Origin of the sequence: Corallococcus exercitus (assembly GCF_042231735.1) — a bacterium.
Lineage (GTDB): Bacteria > Myxococcota > Myxococcia > Myxococcales > Myxococcaceae > Corallococcus > Corallococcus exercitus_B.
In genome coordinates this window covers 8,260,680-8,280,406 of record NZ_CP102577.1, presented here as the reverse complement: position 1 = coordinate 8,280,406, position 19,727 = coordinate 8,260,680, and the positions used below count along the sequence as shown (strand labels likewise).

General features: G+C 71.6%; 15 protein-coding genes. 9 read left to right on the top strand and 6 right to left on the bottom strand.

Features of this window, described 5'->3' with window-relative positions; translation table 11 throughout:
• Window positions 1-71: 71 nt before the first annotated feature.
• Window positions 72-440, bottom strand: coding sequence for a hypothetical protein (locus NR792_RS33325; RefSeq protein WP_375756745.1), 369 nt, complete (start codon window positions 438-440; stop codon window positions 72-74).
• A gap of 100 nt (window positions 441-540) precedes the next feature.
• A complete protein-coding gene (locus NR792_RS33320) occupies window positions 541-2,763 on the bottom strand; it encodes an MtsA protein (RefSeq protein WP_375761736.1) in 2,223 nt (740 codons plus the stop codon).
• Between the two features lie 353 nt (window positions 2,764-3,116).
• Between NR792_RS33320 and NR792_RS33315 the strand changes: the two genes are divergently transcribed.
• From NR792_RS33315 to NR792_RS33275, 9 genes are all read left to right on the top strand, one after another.
• Window positions 3,117-3,524 (top strand): hypothetical protein, encoded by a 408-nt coding sequence (locus NR792_RS33315; protein ID WP_375756744.1) that lies wholly within the window; start codon window positions 3,117-3,119, stop codon window positions 3,522-3,524.
• Window positions 3,525-3,563: 39 nt separating this feature from the next.
• A complete protein-coding gene (locus tag NR792_RS33310) occupies window positions 3,564-6,242 on the top strand; it encodes an AgmX/PglI C-terminal domain-containing protein (protein WP_375756743.1) in 2,679 nt (892 codons plus the stop codon).
• A gap of 58 nt (window positions 6,243-6,300) precedes the next feature.
• Window positions 6,301-6,936, top strand: coding sequence for an outer membrane beta-barrel domain-containing protein (locus NR792_RS33305; protein WP_375756742.1), 636 nt, complete (start codon window positions 6,301-6,303; stop codon window positions 6,934-6,936).
• On the top strand, window positions 6,933-8,540 hold the full coding sequence (locus tag NR792_RS33300; RefSeq protein ID WP_375756741.1) for a hypothetical protein: 1,608 nt from the start codon (window positions 6,933-6,935) through the stop codon (window positions 8,538-8,540). The genes NR792_RS33305 and NR792_RS33300 overlap by 4 nt, the downstream gene beginning before the upstream one ends.
• Window positions 8,537-11,809: an outer membrane protein assembly factor BamD gene (gene bamD / locus NR792_RS33295; RefSeq protein ID WP_375756740.1), complete on the top strand. Its 3,273-nt coding sequence runs from the start codon at window positions 8,537-8,539 to the stop codon at window positions 11,807-11,809. Before NR792_RS33300 ends, bamD begins: the two co-directional genes overlap by 4 nt.
• Window positions 11,806-12,303 (top strand): hypothetical protein, encoded by a 498-nt coding sequence (locus tag NR792_RS33290; RefSeq protein WP_375756739.1) that lies wholly within the window; start codon window positions 11,806-11,808, stop codon window positions 12,301-12,303. Before bamD ends, NR792_RS33290 begins: the two co-directional genes overlap by 4 nt.
• Entirely contained in the window at window positions 12,300-12,938 is a 639-nt protein-coding gene (locus NR792_RS33285; protein WP_375756738.1) for a hypothetical protein, read from the top strand. The genes NR792_RS33290 and NR792_RS33285 overlap by 4 nt, the downstream gene beginning before the upstream one ends.
• The gene (locus NR792_RS33280) at window positions 12,938-14,845 is read left to right on the top strand and encodes a tetratricopeptide repeat protein (protein ID WP_375756737.1); all 1,908 of its coding nucleotides are present in this window, start codon (window positions 12,938-12,940) and stop codon (window positions 14,843-14,845) included. Before NR792_RS33285 ends, NR792_RS33280 begins: the two co-directional genes overlap by 1 nt.
• A gap of 88 nt (window positions 14,846-14,933) precedes the next feature.
• Window positions 14,934-15,647 (top strand): laminin G domain-containing protein, encoded by a 714-nt coding sequence (locus tag NR792_RS33275; protein WP_375756736.1) that lies wholly within the window; start codon window positions 14,934-14,936, stop codon window positions 15,645-15,647.
• 8 nt (window positions 15,648-15,655) lie between these two features.
• Here the strand turns inward: NR792_RS33275 and NR792_RS33270 are convergent, their stop codons facing one another.
• The 4 genes from NR792_RS33270 to NR792_RS33255 form a co-directional block, all read right to left on the bottom strand.
• A complete protein-coding gene (locus NR792_RS33270) occupies window positions 15,656-16,432 on the bottom strand; it encodes a hypothetical protein (protein WP_375756735.1) in 777 nt (258 codons plus the stop codon).
• Window positions 16,433-16,511: 79 nt separating this feature from the next.
• On the bottom strand, window positions 16,512-18,152 hold the full coding sequence (locus NR792_RS33265) for a hypothetical protein (protein WP_375756734.1): 1,641 nt from the start codon (window positions 18,150-18,152) through the stop codon (window positions 16,512-16,514).
• Between the two features lie 387 nt (window positions 18,153-18,539).
• The gene (locus NR792_RS33260; protein WP_375756733.1) at window positions 18,540-19,028 is read right to left on the bottom strand and encodes a hemerythrin domain-containing protein; all 489 of its coding nucleotides are present in this window, start codon (window positions 19,026-19,028) and stop codon (window positions 18,540-18,542) included.
• Window positions 19,029-19,038: 10 nt separating this feature from the next.
• Window positions 19,039-19,683, bottom strand: a complete 645-nt coding sequence (locus tag NR792_RS33255; RefSeq protein ID WP_375756732.1) for a hypothetical protein — start codon at window positions 19,681-19,683, stop codon at window positions 19,039-19,041.
• Window positions 19,684-19,727: the final 44 nt, after the last annotated feature.

Genomic DNA, 19,727 nt, shown 5'->3' with positions numbered 1-19,727 from the left:
CGACCTGGAGAAGAGGCCTCCCTGACATGCACTCAGTCCCATGACGCCGAGGGTCAGGAGCATCGAGCGTGTCATTCGCACTGGAGGTCTCCATCATCGGCGGGAACACCCAGGCCCTGCCGGTGTTTCCAGCCACAGGCATGGGCCAACTCATGCACCATCGCCTGGGCGCGGCACTCGCGCGATGAGGGCTCCTCGCACCAGTTCACTTCGCTGACCGGATTCTGGCAGCCCGCGTCCGCCGGCCTCCAGACGTATCCCAGCGCGGTGACGCCGGTGCCCCTCCGGAGCGCGCACTCCTTCTTCACGTCCGCGCCGCAGTTGATCTTCGCACCACCGCACTGGAGGCTGACGCACTCGCGCAGGCACTCGTCCGTGATGTTCCTTGCGGCGGCACGGCACTCCTCGATGGTCGGAAGCTCACGACATGCGGAGTGCATCGGCGTGCCAGGAGCTTGAGCCGCGGCACACGCCCCCTGCAGGGCTGCGGCGCCGAGGACGAGTATCCATGATGGCAATCGCCCCATCCTCCCATTCTGCTCACAGCGTGAGCAGGTAGGCGAGCAGGTCGTCCTGCTCCTCGGGGGTGAGCGCGCGCGCGTTGCCGTGCTCCGGCCCGGAGTACTCCAGCAGCATGCGCAGGGGGAAGCGCGCGGCCGCCACCAGCTGGTCCCCCTGCGCCGCGTAGCCCAGCGTGCCGCTCGTCAGCAAGGGCCACACGTCCCAGGTCCCCACCAGCGAGGGCGGCGCCGCGCCCTTCACCAGCTGCTGCTGCTCCGGCCGCAGCTCCAGCGCGATGGGCGTGCCAACGTCCTGGTACTGGCCCCGGGTGGCGGGGTCCTGGTCCAGGGTGAAGAGGGGCGCGGGGTGGCAGGCCATGCACCGCGCCTTCCCCTCGAAGAGCGCCAGGCCCTTCGCGGGATGCCCCGTCTTCCCGTCCGGCATCGTCACCGTCGTCAGCGGAGCGCCGTCCGCGCCCCGGTAGGGATTGGGCGGGGTGGACAAGAGCGCCGTGTAGAGCGCCAGCGCCTCCACCTCCGAGGGCAGCGGATCCGGGTTGTGGTAGCGGTTGCGCCCACCCACCGTCTCCGCCGTCTCCGCGAGGCTGCGCGTGCTCGCGGGCGTGAAGTAGGGCGGCGTGTCCCGGCTGCCCAGGGCCGTCGTCGAGCGGTAGATGCGCATGGGGCGCGTCTTCTCGAAGAAGACACCGCCCGTGTGCCCCTCGATGTGGCACGCGTCGCAGCTCATGCCCGTGCGCCCCACGTCGGTGAAGTAGAGCACCTGGCCCAGCCGGCGCTGCTCGCGCGGGCGCAGGTCCACCACCGGCCACTGCCGCACCACGCGCGCCCTGCCCTCGCGGGCCTCGCTCACGTCCACCACCGCCACCGTGCCCGTGAAGCGGTTGAGCACGTAGAGCGTCCGCCCTTCCGGGGACAGCGCCAGGGAGCGGGGCCCGGAGTGCAGCTCCAGCCCCGCCCGGCCCTTCGTGCCCAGGTCCTCCGCCGGGCGGATGAACGGCGTGCCCTCCGGCGGGGGCACGGGCAGCGTCTGGAGCAGCGCCTTGCGCGCCGCCGCGTCGCTCGCCGCCAGCGCCTTCGCGTCCAGCACCCGCACCTGCCCCAGGCCCACGTCCGCCGCGTAGAGCAGCCCGGCGCGGTCATCCAGCGCCAGCCCCTCCGTCACGCCCGCGCCGAAGCCGAGGTGGCGCACCACCTCGTTGCGGTCCAGGTTCAGCACCGCGACGCCGCTGTTCGCGCTCACCTCCATGCGCTGGGCGTTGGGGCCCACGTTCGGCCCCAGGCTCGACATGAAGAGGCGGTTCAGGCGGTCGCTCACGACCATCCCCCGGGGCGCCTTGCCGCCCATCACCTGCGCGGAGAAGGCCTCCGTGGGCCCCCCGATGATGGGGACGCCCGGCCCCGGCACCACCGGCGCCAGCTCCCGGCCGTTCCTGTTGTCGAGCAGCACCACCTGCCCCGTCTGGAGGCTGCCCACCATGAGCAACTGGTTCCGCAGCACCATCTCACGCGGGTTCGGATCCACTTCACGGGCCCACTTCTCGCGGCCATCCTCCAGCGAGAGCGCGTGCACCTTGTCGTGGACGTGCTCGGCGACGAAGGCCATGCCCTGGCTGGCATCCACCGCCAGTCCCCACACCCCCACGGGCGCGGGGACGACGCGGGCCTTGCGCTCCGGCGCGTCCAGCGCGTACAGCCAGAGCCCCGGGGCGTACTGGTGGGCCACGCCCAGCCAGGGACGCCCGCCGGCGTCCTTCCACGTCGCGAGCGCCGACGGCCCGTCCCCCACCGCCAGCGCCTCCACGCGGCCGGACTCCACGTCCAGCGCGAACACCGTGTCCGTGGGCGGCGACGCGACGAAGAGCGTGCGCCCGTCCGGAGACAGCGCCATCGCCATCAGGTCCGGGAAGGCCGCGTCGTTGACCAGCGTGAGCCGCGCGCTGCCCGTGGGCTGGGGGCCGGTGCTCGCGGCCAGCGACAGCTGCACGTCCGTCTGGAACGTGCCGGCGGGGAGCGTGAGGTCCGCGGGGAGCCTCGCGTAGGCGTGGCGCGCGTCCGCCACCGTGAGCGGCAGCTCGCGCGACAGGGGCGCGCCCAGCACCAGCCGCAGGCCCGGCACCAGGTTCTCGCCGTAGAGCGAGAGCGGCTGCGAGGTCTGGTTGCTGGTCAGCTTCGGGCCCACGGCCTGGAGGATGGGACGCGGTGGGACGGGTTGAGGCGGGGGCTCGGGGGCGTCCCCAGGCATCACGACGATGGCCACGAGGCCCAGGATGGCCACGCCAGCGAGCCCCACCGCGATCCACTCCAGCTTGCGAATGTCACCCTTCACGGTTGTGCGAGCCTCCCGCGCGCGAGCATCCTCCATCCGCCCACCGTGTCACGATGACTTCGCACCACGTCCGCTCGCATGCTGGGGAGGCACCGTGTGGAGGGAACCCCACGCGACCTTTCCAGCCTACCGGCACGAAGCGGGACAGGGCGTGGAGAGCCCGCCCCAGGTGAGGTGGACTGCCCCCCACACCTGATCGCCACAGGTCAAGCGATGGGGCTGGAGTGTGCGTTGACAGGTCGGGGCTCGCATCGCTTAACCTGTTGATGATGCGACGTTTCCTTCTCTTCTGTGCCGTCGCCAGCGTGCTCGGCGTCGGTCCCCTCTCCACCGCGAACGATGCCTGGGCCCAGGGGCGTGCACGTGCACCCCGGTCGAAGGCCGCGAAGACGACCAAGGCCAAGAAGGGCTCGAGCAAGGCGCCGCCGCGCATCGAGACGAAGTCGAGCACGGCCGTGACGGATCCGGTGACGGGGGATGCCGCTGCCGCGGCGTCGTCCGCGCCGCCGCAGCGTGGCCCGTCGCGCATCGACTTCGACGACCGGCTCATCCAGGGCCAGACGAACAAGTCCGGCGCGGTGTACCTGTATGACCGCAAGGAATTGAAGACGCGGTCGATGCTTCGCGAGCGCGACAGCTTCCGCTCCGAGACGCTCGCCACCGTCTACGATCAGTAGGGCCGTACCGCCCATCACCCTTCGAAGGGAGCGTCACCGTTGAGCGGCCAGCCCAGCGTCCTGCAAGTCGTCATCCTCCGCGACGGCCTCCTGGTGGGGACGGAGGTCTTCGTCCCCGGCACCTACGCGCTCGGATCCGATGCGTCGTCGGATCTGCGGCTGGACGATGCGTCCGTGTCGCCGCGCCATGCGTTGCTGTACTTCCAGAACGGCCGCACCGCGATCCAGGACGCGGGCGGCGGCACCAGCGGCGTCTTCGTCAACGGGCACCAGGTCACGGCCTGTGAGATCCGCTCCGTGGACGAGGTGCTGTGCGGTCCGTTCGTCCTGAAGACGCGGATCCTCAACCAGCGTCCCGTCGAGGCCAAGCCGCAGCCGCCGCCCGAGGTCGCCGCGCTCCTCGGAAGCGCTGGGGCTCCGCCCGCCGCGAACGGCTTCGCGCCTCCGCACGGCGCGCATCCCGCGAACGGCTTCGCGCCGCAGCAGGCCGCGCATCCCGCGAACGGCTTCGCGCCGCAGCACGCGCAGCAGGCCGCGCATCCGCCCAACGGCTTCGCGCCGCAGCACGGCGCACAGGCCGCGCACGCTCAGCAGCAGGCTGCACTCGCGCAGCAGCAGGCACAGCAGGCCACGTACGCCCAGCAGCAGGCGCAGCAGGCCGCACTCGCGCAGCAGCAGGCGCAGCAGGCCGCACACGCGCAGCAGCAGGCGCAGCAGGCCGCGTACGCGCAGCAGCAGGCGCAGCAGGCCGCACTCGCGCAGCAGCAGGCACAGCAGGCCGCACACGCGCAACAGCAGGCCGCCTACGCCAAGCAGCAGGCTCAGCAAGCTGCGCAGGCGCAGCAGGCCGCACACGCTCAGCAACAGGCGGCCTACGCGCAGCAGCAGGCCGCGCAGGCCCAGCAGGCCGCATATGCGCAGCAGCAAGCGCAGCAGGCCGCCTACGCGCAGCAGCAGGCCGCGCAGGCCCAGCAGACCGCCTACGCTCAGCAGGGCGCGCAGGCGGCTCATGCGCAGCAGGCCGCGCACGCACAGCACGCGGCGCAGTCAGGCCATCCCCAGGCCGCGCACGGTCAGCATCCGGCGGCGCACGGCCATGCGGGCCACGCGCAGCCCCAGGCCGCGCACGCTCATGCCGGTGCCCAGGCCCCGCACGCTCAGCCCGCGGCGTCCAAGCGCGCTCCAACTCCCGCCGTCCCCGCGGGCACCATGCCCTCCACGCGGCGCCGTCCTCCTTCGGAGGCCATGCCCAGCCTCCTCGCCGTGGACGACCTGCTCGCGGACCTGGACACCGACGTCGCCGCGCCCGCCTCCGGCCCCCTCGTCCTCGACGTGGCCCCGGCCACCCGTCCCACGCACGCGCCGAAGATCGGCCCGGGCAAGAAGGGCGCGGCCCAGCTCTACCTGGAGCTGTACTGGGGCGCCGTGCGCCGCGACGCGCGCCGCTTCGCTCCGGACGCGAAGAAGCCCGTGAAGGCCGCCCAGGATGAACAGGCCCCCATGCCGCTGTGGGGCTTCTCCCTCCCGGCAGGCGACGACTTCACGCTCGCTGAGTCCGTCAACGGCAACTACCGCCTCTTCGTGCCCCCCGGCACCGACGTGGAGAAGGCCAACGGCGACGGCCGCTTCGCCCCCCTCGCCACCGCCGCCCTCGAGTCCGACGGCAGCCGCCGCTTCGTCACCCTGCGCGACGGCGCCGCCGCCCGCCTCACCCAGGGCAAGATGTCGCTCGTCGCCTACGCGGCGCCCGCCCCCGAGCGCGTCTTCGTCAACCCGCTCAAGGGCCTGCCCTGGCTGACCCTCTTCTTCCTCGCCATCTTCGGCGGCGGCCTGAGCTGGTTCATCGCCACCCGGCCGCAAGGCCCCGCGACCGCGGACTTCACCCAGAAGAACCTGCCGCCCGTCGCCCTGCGCCTCATCGCCCCCGAGCCCAAGAAGAAGGAAGAGGCCAAGAAGAAGCTCGAGGCGCTCAAGAAGAAGGAGCCCGTCAAGGAGAAGCCCGTCGTCGCGGAGAAGGCCCCGCCCAAGCCGGTCAAGGAGGTCCAGGTCCCCAAGGCCGTGGCCGCCGCGCCGGAGAGCAAGGCCCTCAAGGCGCTCGCGAAGCTGTCCGCCGCGGGCCCCGCCACCAACGACCTGCTGGCCGCCGTGGACAAGCTGGGCAGCGGCCCGGGCAGCAAGAACGCCAAGCAGACCAACTACAAGCTGGCCGGCCTCATCGGTAAGGCCCCCATCGCCAACGCGGGCCTGGGCACCTTCGGCCTGGGCGGCGGCGGCAAGGGCGGCGGCGCCACCCTGGGCGCGGAGCTGTTGCGCGGCAAGGGCGGCGGCGGCATCGGCGCGCTGGGCGCGGGCGGCGTGGGCAAGGGCGCGGTGGGCGGCACCGTCACGCGCGCCACCGCGCGCAGCATCTCCTCCACGCAGGGCACCGTGGACCGCGAGGCCGTGGCCAAGGTCATCAACAGCCACCTCAATGAGGTGCACGGCTGCTATGAACGCGCGCTGCTCAAGGACCCGGGCCTCGCCGGCAAGGTGGTGCTGGAGTGGGCCATCGGGCTCAACGGCCGCGTCGCCTCCGCCAAGACGAAGTCCTCCACCCTCCGCAACGCCTCCGTCGAGGCGTGCATCCTCAGCAGCCTGAAGGGCTGGCAGTTCCCGGCTCCCAAGGGCGGCCAAGTCATCATCACGTATCCGTTCCTCTTCAACTCGGTCGGCTACTGACGCGGGGGCGCTCCCCCACCCCACGTCGGCCCCCGCCTCCTGACAGGAAAAAGTCCCCGTGCGATTCCTCCTGCTCTCCCTCCTGTGCCTGGTGCCCGGCCTCGCGCGCGCCCAGGCCGAGGAACTCGAGAACCCCGGCACCGTCTCCGCGGTGCAGGACCGGCTGTACCGCATGCACCACGAGCTCTCGCTCGGCGTGGGCGTGCTGCCCGCGGACGCCTTCTACAAGGGCCTCATCGGCACCGTCGGCTACACGTACCACTTCAGCGACAGCGTCGCGTGGCAGGTGGGCCGCGGCACGTACAGCTACAACGTGCAGACCAGCCTGCGCAGCCAGCTGGAGCGCGACTTCGACGCCGCCCCCACCGCCACCGCCTTCGAGGACCAGGTGCAGTGGATGGTGGGAAGCGACCTCATGTGGAGCCCGCTGTACGGCAAGACGTCCTTCCTCAACTCCAACGTCATCCACTTCGAGGTCTTCCTGCTCGCCGGTGGCACGGTGGTGAAGGTGGACCGCAGCGACGGCTTCCGTCCCGCCGTCAACCTGGGCCTGGGCGTGCGCGTGTTCTCCACCCAGAACGTGTCCTTCCGGCTGGACGTGACCAACAACACCGTCTTCGCGGGCGCGTCGCGCATCATCAACGTGCCCACCGTGCAGATTGGGACGGCCTTCAACTTCGGCGCCACGGAATGACGTCCCGCCCGCTCATCGTCGCCGCGCTCGCCAGCGCCGCGCTCCTCGTGTCCCCGACGGTCGCCCGCGCGGCACCGGACGCGGGCACGCTGCCCATGCCACCCCCACCGGCGGGCGCCGCGAAGGCCCCCGCCGCCACCACGGACGCGGGCACTCCCGGCGCCACGGACGGGAGCACCGCCGCCGGTGCGCCCGCCAGGGCCGGCGTCGCGGAAGCCCCGCCGCCCCCGCCGCAGAAGGTGCCGCCGGAGACCTTCGACAACGCGCTCAAGGCGTACTTCGACGGCAAGCCGCGCGACGCCGCGGGCCCGCTGTACGCGTGGCTCCAGGCCACGCCCCGCACGGACGACAACTACGCGTGGGGCCAGTACTTCCTCGCGCGGAGCCTCATCGACCTGGGGCTCACCCACGCGGGCGCGACGTACCTGGCGCGCATCGCGCGTGAGCGCTCCAACCCCAACGTGCTGCCGCGCGCGCTGGACGCGCTGAAGGGGCTGACGGACCGGCCGCACGACGAGGTGATGATCGACGAGCAGGTCTTCGGCGCGCTCGACCTGGGCTTCCTCCCGGACGAGACGGGCGCCTACGCCCACTACCAGCAGGGCCTGGTGGACCTGCGCGTGGGCAACGAGCGCTGGGCCAACACGCACTTCTCCAAGCTGCCGGAGACGAGCGCCGAGGCCAGCCGCGCGAAGTTCGCGCTGCTGGTGACGCGGCTCAAGCAGGTGAAGGACCCGCCGGAGGAGATGGTGAAGGACTTCCTCGACCTGTCCCAGGACGAGAAGCTCACCCGCGAGGCGCGCAACGAGGCGGCGCTCGCGGTGGCCCGCCTGCGCTACGAGAAGAAGGACTTCACCGGCGCGCTGGACGCGTACGGCAAGGTGAAGCTGCCGGACCTGGACCCCGGCCGCGCCAGCCTCTACCTGGAGGAGGCGTGGACCCGCTACAAGCTGGGCGACCTGCGCGCGGCGCTGGGCATCCTCACCACGCTGGACGCGCCGTCCTTCCGCGATGAGTTCATGCCGGACAAGTACCTCTTGCGCGCGCTCATCTTCCGCGACCTGTGCCACTACCTGCCCGCCAAGCGCGCGGCGAAGGAGCTGACGCGCCGGTACGCGGACTCGCTGGAGTCCGTGCGCAACCGCGAGGACCTGAGCCAGGACGCGCGCCTGCGCCGCGCCGCCAACGCGCACGGCAACACCCAGCGCGCCGCGAAGTTCGTGTCGCTGCTGGACCTGGAGGGCGAGCGCCTGGGCCGCTTCGCCGGCAGCTTCGGTGACCGGCTCTTCGGGCACCTGACGCGGCTGTATGACCTGTCCCACGCGGAGGCCGTGCGCGTGTACGACTCGCGCCTGCAGGAAGCCGTGCGCCAGGAGGCGGACACGCTCCTGCGCGCCGCCGAACAGGTGCGCCTCATGGAGTACGAGGTCGGCCTCAAGCTGTACGAGCGCGTGAAGAAGGGCGCCCAGGTGGTGGCGGCGGCGGAGGAAGAGCTGCTGTCGCCCGCGCAGGTCGCCTTCAAGTTCGACAACGAATACTGGAACGACGAGCTCAAGTCCTACCGGGTCCGCATCGAGAGCCGTTGCATCGAGGAAACCCCATGACCGGCCCGTTCACCGGCCTCATCACCGCCGCGCTGCTCGCGGCCGCGGCCCCCGGCCCCAGCGGCCGCGTGGGACCCAACACCAACCCCATCGTGTCCAAGGCGAAGGAGCGCGAGGAGCTCATCGCCAAGCTCAAGCGCGACATCTTCAAGGTGGACCGCGCCATCGGCGAGACGGAGAAGCTCATCTCCAAGAGCCGCAACGCGCCGTACCTGCCGGACCTGCAGTTCCGGCTGGCGGAGCTCTACGTCGAGAAGAGCCGCTACGTGTACTACCTCCAGGCGGAGACCCGGCCGGAGGGCGCCACGGGCGCCATCGTCTCCCCGGAGACGCGCCTGATGAAGCAGAAGGCGGTGCAGATGTACTACCGCCTGCTGCGCGAGTACCCGGACTTCAAGGACGGGGACCAGGTGACGTTCTACCTGGCGCACGAGCAGCGCGAGCTGGGCCAGTTCGACGAGATGCTCAAGACGCTGGGGGACCTGACGCGCAAGTACCCCAACAGCCCGCTGCGCCTGGAAGCCGAGCAGATTCTGGGTGACCACTTCTTCGACAAGGCGGACCTCGTCGAGGCGGAGCGGCACTACCAGGCCATCCTGGAGCTGCCGCCGTCGCCGGTGCACGACCTGGCCCGCTACAAGATGGGCTGGATCCGCGTGAACCAGGCCAAGCACGCGGAGGCGGTGACGTTCTTCGAGGCGGCGGCCGCCAGCGCGCCCCTGCCCGGCGTGGACGTGAAGAAGGCGCTCAACGTCAAGCGCGAGGCGCTGCTGGACCTGGTCTACAGCTACACGGAGGCCAAGCCCCCCAAGGGCGCGCTCAACTACTTCGAGAAGCTCAGCGAGGGCCGCGCCACGTACGCGCTCGCGCTGGACAAGCTGGGCAACCGCTACTTCATCAAGCAGCAGTACGAGTGGGCCATCCCCGCGCTGCGCAAGCTGATGGAAGTGCAGCCGGACCCGGAGCTGGACCTGGAGCGCGGGCAGAAGCTGTATGACTCGCTCAAGGCGGCCAAGGGCAAGGTGATGCCGGAGCCGGAGGACATCCGCTTCCTCGTGCGCGCCGCAGTGCAGAGCAAGACCGACCCGGAGCTCGCGGAGGCCGACCGCAAGAAGCACCTGTCGGAGCTGGAGGAGATGGCGCGCGACCTGTCCACGCAGGTGCACCTGGCCGCGCAGAAGGCGGACTCGCGCGACCTGTACGTGAAGGCCGCGGACGCCTACCGCGAGTACCTGGGCCTGTTCCGGCCGGAGCAGTACGTGCGGCCCATCATGAAGAACCGCGCGGACGCGCTCTTCGCCGCCAAGGAGTTCCCGGACGCCGCGCGCCAGTTCGAGGAGCTGGCCCGCTACGAGGACAAGGCCAAGGACAACAAGGCCGTGGACACCGCGCTCTACGGCGCGCTCCTGGCGCACTTCTCCACGCTCAAGCCGGAGGAGGCCCAGAAGCGCAACGCCTTCGAAGTGGCCGACGCGCGGCAGGCGCTGAAGCTGCTGGGCGCTTCCTACGTGTCGCGCTACCCGCAGAGCCCGCATGTGCTGGACGTGAAGTTCAACATCGCGCGCGCCTACTACGAGGACGGCGAGTACCCGAAGGCGGCGGAGCTGTTCACCGCGTTCGCGCTGGCGCACCCGCAGTACAAGGACGCGCCGGTGGCGGGCAACCTGGCCCTGGACAGCCTGCGGCAGGTGAACGACTTCAAGAAGCTGGACGAGACGGGCCGCAAGTTCCTCGCGTCCTCGCTGCCGTCCAACTTCCGCGGGGAGGTGCAGAAGATCCTCACGCAGAGCAAGGCCGAGGCCCTGGACGAGCTGGCCCTGCAGAGCGCGCAGGAGACGGGCGACGTCATCGAAGGCCTGATGAAGGTCGCGGACGAGAACAAGAACACGGACATCGGCGAGAAGGCGCTCTACGGCGCGTTCACCGCCGCGCGCGAGAAGCGCGACCTGCCGCGCGAGCGCGAGCTGGGCGCGAAGCTGGTGCAGTCCTATCCCAAGAGCCAGTACCTGTCGGACGTGCTGCTGACGCTGGGCCGTCACGCGGCGGAAGCGGCGGCCTTCAACGAGGCGGCCGGCTGGTTCGAACAGGTGGGCCAGAAGCTGAGCGGCGACCTGGCGTCGGTGGACGGCTGGATGGCCGGCGCCCGCCTGCGCATCGCCCTCGGCGAATACAAGGAAGCGTCCCGCAACCTGGAGACGGCCGCCGAGGCGTCGGGCGCGCGCAAGGGTGAAGTGCTGGCGCTGCTCGCCGAGACGCGCCTGAAGCAGAAGGACTACGCCCGCGCGAAGACGGCGGCGGAGACGGCCATCAAGCTGGACAAGAACAACGTGGCCGCCGCCGCGGTGCTCGCGGAGGTGCAGGCCACCACGGCGCCCACCGCTCCCCCGGACGCGCTCATCTCCACCCTCACCGCCGCGGTGCAGGGCCCCAACGGCCAGACGGAAGAGGCGGCCAAGGGGCTCTGGTACCTGGGTGAGATTCTCTACCGCGGCTACAAGGACCTGCCGGCGGACAAGGTGGAGGAGAAGGTCGCCGCGCTCCAGGCCATGGAGGGCGTGTACACGCAGGCCGCGTCGCTCGGGTATCCGGAGTGGGCGGTGGCGTCGCTGTGGAAGATTGCGCTGGCGTACGGCCACATCGCGGACGTGGTGGACCAGACGCCGGTGCCCGGCGGGCTGTCCGCCGCGGAGACGAAGCAGTTCCAGGACGCGGTGAAGCAGCAGGTGGCGCCGCTCAAGGCCCGCTCCGACGAGGCCTTCAAGGCGTGCCTGTCCCGCGCGGAGTCCCTGGAGGTCTTCAACGCGGCGGTGGTGGGCTGCCGCAACCGCACGGACGTGGCCGCGCTGCCGGTGCCGCAGCCGGCCGCGCCCACGCAGCCCGCGGCGCTGGAGGACCTGCGCAAGAAGGCGGAGAAGGTGCTCACCGCGGAGGCGCTGGAGGCCCTGGGCATGGGCTACCTGGACGCGCACCAGTACGGCATGGCGCAGCTGACGTTCGGCCGCGTGACGGAGCTGCAGGACACGCGCGCGTCCGCGCACGCGGCGCTGGGCTGGGCCATGCTCAACCTGGGTGACGCGATGGGTGCCCGGGCGGCGTACGCCAAGGCGCTGGAGGCGGACCCCACCTACGACAAGGCCCGCCTCAACCTGGCCGCGCTGCGCTGCCGCTTCGGCGACACGGACGGCGCGCGGCGTGAGCTGGCCGTGCTCAAGGACATGGGCACGCTCAACGGCCCGGACGTGGACGCCGGGTGGAAGGCCTGCAAGTGAGCGCGCCCTTCCGCTTCATCGCTCCGGTGCTGTTCGCGCTCGTCACCACCGCGTGTGGTGACGAGGGCGGCACGCTGGAGGGCAGCGTGACGGAGCTGCTCGACCTGCGCTACCAGCGCACGGAGGCGGGGCTCGCGGAGGGCACGCTGGCGGTCAGCTTCGTCAACACGCAGGGCAGCGGGCAGGACGTGGTGTTGAAGGTGAGCGCGCGGGTGGCGGACATGCTGCCGGACAACGAATACGCGGGCTCGCTGGACATCGACCTGGCGGAGGCGCTGGAGGACGGCTCGCAGCGGGGCAGCGTGGACCGCAGCGTGCTGGACGAACCGGTGCGTCCCTTCCCGCCGCTCGTGCGCGGCAACCTCTTCGTGAAGTCCCTTCCGAAAAACCCCGGAGACCGGGTGTCGGGCGAGTTCAACGTCACCTTCACCAACGGCACCGACGTCTACTCCGGCCGCACCATCTTCAGCCGTTTCGAGGCCACTGCTCCATGAAGCGCCACCTGCTCCTCAGCCTGTCCCTCCTGACCGCCGCCTGCGGCCCGAGCTACGGCATGCGCGTGCCGGACACGCTGGTGAAGAAGCTGCCGTACGAGACGCGCATCGAGCTGTTGGAGGCGGAGAACGACCTGGCGCTGGCCATCGACCGCGTGGACGAGGCCGACAACGAGGTCAACCGCGCGCGCGACAACATCCGCCGCGCCAAGTCCCGCCAGGAGGCCGCCGAGGACGAGGAGGACCGCGCCCCGGACGCGTCGTCGCGCGAGGTGGCGCAGCTGGCCATCGCGGAGTCCGAGTCCCGCGTGGAGTACCTGCGCGCGCACCAGCGCCTCAACGTGGGGCTGCGCGAGGTGGAGCAGCTGTCCCTGCGCTGCGCCTTCGCCCGCTTCGAGCTGGCGCGGCTGACCGCGGCGCGCAAGGCGAAGGTGCAGGGCAGTGAGCGCCTGGAGCCCAAGGACTTCGAGGAGCAGGTGTCCGAGTGCGAGGCCGCGGTGAAGGAAGAGCGCGCCAACCTCGCCGGGGACACGAAGGAAGCGCAGGCGGCGAAGGAGGCGTGGGAGGCGAAGAAGGCCGACCTCGCCAAGAAGACCTTCGACGCGCGCGCCAGCCCGTACGTGGAGAACCTGTGATGACGAAAGCCGGCGTCCTCCTCCTCCAGTTGTTGACGGCCCAGGCCCCTGCTCCGGAGGCACCTCCGCCGGAGAAGCCCGTGGCGGCCCCGCGCGCGGACAAGCTCCCGGACGACCCGGACGCGCTCTACAAGCTGGGCACGGCCTTCCTGTCCCAGAACCAGCCGCGCCGCGCGGTCGCGCCGCTGACGAAGCTCGTCGGCCTCACGCCGGACGGCGTGCCGGCGAAGGTGGCCCTGGCGCGCGCGCTGCGGCTGTCGGGGGACGTGCCCAAGGCCAAGGCGGTGCTGGACGCGGCGCTAGCGGCCTTCCCGGAGGAGGCCACGCTGCGCTCGGAGCGCGGCCTCCTTGCGCGCATCCAGGACGACACGGACGAGGCGATTACCCAGTACTCCGTCGCGACGGAGCTGGCGCCCAGGGACGCGGAGCTGCGCTTCAACCTGGGCGAGGTGCTCCAGCGCGCCAACCGCACGGACGACGCCATCGAGGCGTACCGCGAGGCGCTGAAGCTGGACGGCGCGCTCCAGGTGGCGCGGGTGAACCTGGGCAAGGCGCTGGCGGAGAAGGGCCAGAACGCCGAGGCCAAGGAGACGCTGCGCGAGGCCATCCGCCAGAAGGACTCCGACGCGGAGGCGCACTACAACCTGGGCGTCGTGCTGATGCGGGAGAACGACGTCACGGGCGCGTTCGCGGAGTACCAGGCGGCGCTCAAGGCGGACCCCAAGCACGCGCGCGCGCAGAACAACCTGGGCGTGGTGCTGGACGGCCAGGGCAACGCGCGCAAGGCGGCGGAGGCGTTCCAGAAGGCCATCACATTGGATCCGAAGTACGCGGAGGCGCACTTCAACCTGGGACTCGCGTGCTTCCAGCTGGGGGAGAACGCCCGGGCGACGAAGGCCTTCGAGAAGGCGCTGCTCTTGGAGCCCCGGCGCGCGAGCGGCCCGTACACGCAGCTGGGCCAGCTGTACCTGGCGCAGGGCAAGAAGACGCAGGCGGTGTCCGCGTTCCAGAAGGCCATCGAGAAGAGCGCCGACGACGGCAAGAAGACGACGGAGGCCTACCAGGGCCTGGCGCGCGCATATCTGGAGCTGGGCAAGGTGGACGACGCGGTGGCCACGCTGAAGACGGCGGTGGAGACCTTCCCGGACGAGCCCGGCGTGCGCGCGGGCTACGGCGACGCGCTCAAGGCCAAGGGCGACCTGGACGGCGCCATCGCGCAGTACTCGGCCTGCGTGAAGCTGCAGCCCACGGTGGAGAACCGGCTGATGCTGGCGGAGGCGTACGCGAAGAAGCACGTGGGCGCCCAGGCGCGGCCCCTCTACGAGGCCGTCCTCCAGGAGGACCCGAAGCACCGCGCGGCGAAGCTGGGCCTGGCGGACCTGCTGCTCTCCATGGGCGACTACGCGGCGGCGGAGAAGCTGCTGACGCCCGCGCAAGGCGAGGAGGCGGACACGGCGGCGCTGGCGCGGCTGGGCATCCTGCACTCGCGGCGCGGCCGGCCGGAGCTGGCGGTGCCGGAGCTGGAGGCGGTGGTGGCGAAGGACCCCGCGCAGCTGGAGGCCCGCGCGGAGCTGGGCTTCCTGTACCTGCGCGGCGGTGACGAATCCAAGGCGCTGCAGGTGCTGAGCGACGTGCTGGCGGTGGAGCCGCGCAACTCGCTGGGCCTCCTGTACCTGGGGCACACGCTGTACCGGCAGGGCAAGCTGCCGGAGGCGGAGAAGGCCTTCCGCGGTTCGGCGCAGGTGGACGCGGGCGCGGGCGAGCCGCACTTCGCGCTCGCGCAGCTGCTGGAAGCCACCAACCGCAAGGCCGAGGCGAAGAAGGAGTACGAGGCCGCGGTGAAGTTGCAGCCGGACCACGCCGACGCGAAGTCCGCGCTCCAGAAGCTGGCCGCCGACGTGCCGTGACGTGCGCGGCGGGGAAGCCTCCCCGCTCCCCCAGGGGTTGAGTCCGTGCTGGAATGGCACGCACACGCAGTCCCTGGGGAGGTACGTCATGAAGGTGCGGATGGGATTCGCCGCGGTGTTGCTGCTGGGCCCGCTGACGGCGGGCGCGGTGAGCCAGAAGCTGCGTTACCGGTTCGAGTCGGTGTCCAACCCGGTGACCACCGTGGTGGACGACAGCGGCAAGGGCCACACGGGCACCGTGCAGGCGAGCAACGGCGGCACCGTGACGGTGGAGACGCCGGGCTACGAGGGCCAGGGCGTGCGCTTCCCGGCGGTCTGTGTCGGGACGACGTGCGCGAAGGCGTTCATCAGCGCGGCGGACTCCGCGTCACTCAACCCGGGCACGGCGCTGTTCTCCTTCGGGGCGCGCGTTCGCGTGACGCTCGCGGAGCTGAGCGCGGACCACGGCTCCAACCTGGTGCAGAAGGGGCTCTCCAGCACGGCGCAGTGGAAGCTGCAGCTGGACGACGCGGTGACGGGCAAGCCGAGCTGCGTGGTGCGCACCACCGGCGGCGCGGGCGCGGTCATCGTCAAGGCGTCCGTGGGCATCGCGGACGGCACCTGGCACAAGGTGACGTGTCAGCGCACGAGCACCACGTTGACCATCCTCATCGACAACGTGGCCCGGGGCAGCGCGCTGCTCGCCAGCACCTACGACATCAACCCCGCGGGCCAGTCCGTCGGCATCGGGGCCAAGAGCGCGGGGAACAACAACGACCAGTTCCACGGCGCCATCGACGACGTGTACTTCAACCTGGATTGAGCCCTGCCCTACTCGCGGGAGCGCATGAGTTCCTCCGGCAGCGCCGGCCCCGTGGGCGCGGGCCGGGGTGACTCCGCGAGCGTCCGGCCGAAGCGGTAGCGCGCCTCCGCGTGGACGCCGAAGGACTCGCCTCCGGCGCTCGCCAGCAGCACGAGGTCGTCCTCGGGGCTCGCGCCCGCGGGCAGGCCCAGGGTCCAGGGCACTTCGTGCGTGTCCCCGTCCAGGACGATGGGCGCGGTGGGGCCTTCGCGGAGGACCGTTCGCGGCGGCACACGCAGGGAGACCTGCACGGGCGCGGTGAAGCCCGGGCTCCGGTCGAACCGCGCGACGAGCCGCACCGTGTCCGCGCTGGCGTCCACCACGCGCCAGGAGACGTGCAGCGGCGCGGGGATGCGAGCCGTGGCCGGGAGCACCGTGGGCCGTGGCGCCGTGCCGTCCGTGGCCGTGGCGCCGTCCTCCGGGCCTTGCGTGAGCGCGAGGGAGGTGGGGGCTGGCACCGCTTCTGTGGCGCGTGTCTTCACGGGGGTGGGCCGGGAACCGTGGCGCTCACGCGACGGCGGCAGGTCCCATGAGCCCATCCCGTGCGAGGGGAGCGCCACCGACCGCGCGGACGCGAGGAGCGTTGGCGACGAGCCGTGGACGGGCTTCTCCTTCGCCTGCGGTGGTGGTTCCGAATCGCGTGGCGGCTTCCTGCGCCGCACGCGGTCCACGCCGGAGGCCATGCTCGCCGACAGCGCTCCGACCAGCGCCAGGGCCAGCACGGCCCCCGCGACACGTTTGCGCATCAGGGGACGCAGGAGCCTCAGGTGCACGGCTCGCCGGCTTCGCGGCATCGGACGTGGAAGCTTCATGGGCACGGGGACGTCATGGACACAGGGGCTCGTGGCTGGGATACGGGAAGGCGGTGGCGGGCTCCGTGGCCGCGTCCACCAGGGTGCTCGGAAAGCCCTGGCACATCAGCGCGTCCAGGAAGTCCGCGAGGCTCGGTGACGGCCTGCCCGTGTCCACGACGTCCATGAGCGCGCCCTTCTCATCCCGCTTCCAGGTGTGCCGTGTGTAGCCACGGGCCCAGGGCGAGCGGTTCATCGCGGGCGCCGCGAGCGCGTCGTACAGGGGCTGGCTCGACGAGGTGCCGGTGGCGGTGCGGTAGAGGATGGCGGCCACCTCGTTCTCGTCCACGGGCTGGAGCAGACCGGCTTCCGCGCGGGGCCGCATCCAGGGGCTGACCGAGGAGGCTCGCGCGGACAGGTCCACCCAGAACATCGTCCCGGCCTGCCGGTCGAAGTAGCGCGGGCTGCGGCGCGCGTCCGAGCTGAACCACGTGGCCCAACCCTCGCTCCACGCCTGTCCCGGGAAGGTGGGCACGCCCACGAAGTGCGGACCGCCCTCCTCCGGGCTGGTGCCCCGGCTGGCCATCACCCAGTGCCCCAGCTCGTGCATCACCATCGCGTCCGACCACCACGCCGCATCCGAGTCACCCGGCAGCCACACCTGCGACTCCCAGTTCCGGCCCACCGCCGTCACCGGCCACGGCGCGAAGCACGCCCCACAGGACCAGGTCGTCCCGAAGCCCAGCCACGCCACCACGGGCAGCCCGTCGCGTCCGCCGTAACGCTCGCGCATCCGGCGCCAGGCCGTGCCCAGCACGTCGAACACCGCCGCCGCGCCGGAGCCTTCAGCCTCGGTGAGGGTGAAGATGGGCTGTCCGGACAGCTCGCGCGTCGTGCGCGACCAACTCCAGATGCGGGCCGCTTCACCCGGCACCGTCGTCATGACCTGCTCACCTGGAAGCCCTGGGTCCGCCACCGCGTAGGCCACCGCGCCGTCACGGCCCCGTCCCGCCGCGTACACGACGATGCGGTCCTCCTCACCGGACGCGGGCGATACCTTCAGCGTGAACCGGCCGGCGTCATCCGTCACCTGCGAGTCGAGCACCTTCGTGCCCTGGAACGACACGATGAGGAAGCCCCGCGCGGGCACGGGGTCCCACTCCAAGGCCCACGCGCGGAACTCCGCATCCGGGAAGCGGCGTGCGTAGCGCACCGTGCCGCTCAGCGTGGGCCCGGGCGCTCCACAGAAGCCCCGGCCTGGCGCGGCGTTACAGGCCACGTCACAGGCCCGCGTGACCCAACGGCCGTTCGTGCACACCTGCAGGGTCCGCGACTCCGTGCATCGCGAGACACCGTCGACACACGCCGAGCCCGCGACACAGGCGACCTCGGGTGATTCGACACAGGTGGTGTCCTCCGCGCAGTCCTCCCGGTGCACGGCGCCCCCCTCACACCGCTCCAGCACTCGAGGCCCCAGGCACCGTGACGGCGCGGGGAGCTGATCACACGCCAGCGCTGGCTGGGGGCGCTCCTCGGGAAGGGACGTGACACAGGCCGCGCAGGCAGCGCCCTCACAGTCGGCGGCACAGGGCGTCAGCTCCGTCCCCGGATCGCAGGCCGTGAGCCCCAGCAGGGCCACGAGCGCCCAGCACCACACCCAGATGCCGCGTCCCACCAGGAGGAAACCTCGTTCGAGCCAACGCGAGCGAGAAGACAGCACGCACGCCTCAAACCCAGGCAGAGCCGAGCAGACCAAGGCCTCCCTGCCCGCCCGCCCCCTGGCAGGCAGCACGGCCCCAAGCCGTCGGACCTGAAACCTCCCCCGGGACTGAGAAGGTGAGAACCCGGCAGGGCCGCCCCGGCAGAGGCGCACCGCACGAACCTGTCCGACTGTCGGACAGGTTTGGACGCCGAGGCCGGGGGCCTCCGCGCCTCCCGAGTGGCGGAAACCTGTCCGACTGTCGGACCAGTGTGGACGTCCGCGGCCGGGGGCCTGCGCTCCCTCGGGGCCACGGAAACCTGTCCGACTGTCGGACAGGTTTGGGGCCGCGTCAGCCGGGGCTCAGCGGGCCGGAGCCTCCGTGCGCGCGAGGAACGCGGCCAGCAGGGCCCGCCGCTCTTCCTCCCCCAACACCCCATCCAACGCGGGGAACAGGTACGTCTCCTCGCGCAACGAGTGGTGGTGCTCCAGGTGCTTGAACGTGCTCTCCATGTCGAACACGCGTAAGACCGCGCGGCGGTAGTCCGGGGCGCTCGCGTCCAGCGCGTCCACGGCGTCCTGGCACTTCACCAGCAGCTCCCGCATGCGCTGGTGCTCGCCGGTGAAGAGCTCCGGCGCGGCGCCTCGGATCCTCCCGGCCCGGGGCAGCTCCGGCAGCAGCAGCGCCTCCTCCGCCTCCAGGTGCCGTGTCAGCTCCTCGCGGTAGCGTGCCAGCCGTTCACGCGCCGCGAGCAGGTCCATGCCCATCAGCGCTTCCTGGTGCTGGAGGAACAGCTCTTCCAGGTCGCGGTGGAGCGCCCCCAGGCTGACGAAGTCGGTGGGCCCGGACATCGAGAGCCCCTCAGTGCACCTTGTCGTCGCGCACGTGGGCCTCGCGGGCCACGCGGGGACGCGGCGTCACCATGCGGGCCACGCCGGAGTAGAGCTGATCCTCCGTGTAGACCTTGCGTACGCGGCGGTGCGACGCGCGCGGGTGGTACGCCGGGCCCGGACGCTCCAGCCACTGGAGCACCCGCACCTCGCCCGAGTACGCCAGGTCCGCGAGCAGCGCCTCCGGGCACAGCTTGAGGTAGCGGCGCACCAGCGGCCTCAGGCGGCGCCCGAACTCCGCGCCCAGCTTCGCGTGGCGGCGGCCCGCGTGCAGCGTGCCGTCGAAGCGCAGCGAGATGTGGAAGAGCTCGTGCATCAGCGTCTCCAGCCGCGACTTCGCGGTGGAGCCCCGGAAGAAGAGCGGGCGCAGCGTGATGCAGTACAGGATGCGGCGGCCCCGGATGCGCACCACCGGCTTGCGCCGCCCCGCCTTGTCGATGCTCTTGCCCCCCTTGAAGCACAGGGGCTTCACCGTGCCGCGCGACGCCCGGCGGGCCTCACCGGCGACGACGAGGATGCGGCCCACCTTCACGTGGTTGAACTCGGGCATGCGCGCGGCGATGTCCCGGATGAGGGAGCGCAGGGTCCGGTTGAAGTTGGGACGTCGGGGAGCCACGGTGGTGGACAGTCTAGCGGAAAACCCCTTGGGACCAGCCCCTG

Bases quoted from the DNA above. Each gene is read 5' to 3' on its own strand.
- NR792_RS33300 (WP_375756741.1), top strand. From the start codon at position 6,933: ATGACGTCCCGCCCGCTCATCGTCGCCGCGCTCGCCAGCGCCGCGCTC.
- NR792_RS33275 (WP_375756736.1), top strand. From the start codon at position 14,934: ATGAAGGTGCGGATGGGATTCGCCGCGGTGTTGCTGCTGGGCCCGCTG.
- NR792_RS33315 (WP_375756744.1), top strand. From the start codon at position 3,117: ATGCGACGTTTCCTTCTCTTCTGTGCCGTCGCCAGCGTGCTCGGCGTC.
- NR792_RS33320 (WP_375761736.1), bottom strand. From the start codon at position 2,763: ATGCCTGGGGACGCCCCCGAGCCCCCGCCTCAACCCGTCCCACCGCGT.
- NR792_RS33260 (WP_375756733.1), bottom strand. From the start codon at position 19,028: ATGTCCGGGCCCACCGACTTCGTCAGCCTGGGGGCGCTCCACCGCGAC.
- NR792_RS33285 (WP_375756738.1), top strand. From the start codon at position 12,300: ATGAAGCGCCACCTGCTCCTCAGCCTGTCCCTCCTGACCGCCGCCTGC.
- NR792_RS33280 (WP_375756737.1), top strand. From the start codon at position 12,938: ATGACGAAAGCCGGCGTCCTCCTCCTCCAGTTGTTGACGGCCCAGGCC.
- bamD (WP_375756740.1), top strand. From the start codon at position 8,537: ATGACCGGCCCGTTCACCGGCCTCATCACCGCCGCGCTGCTCGCGGCC.
- NR792_RS33270 (WP_375756735.1), bottom strand. From the start codon at position 16,432: ATGCGCAAACGTGTCGCGGGGGCCGTGCTGGCCCTGGCGCTGGTCGGA.
- NR792_RS33325 (WP_375756745.1), bottom strand. From the start codon at position 440: ATGCACTCCGCATGTCGTGAGCTTCCGACCATCGAGGAGTGCCGTGCC.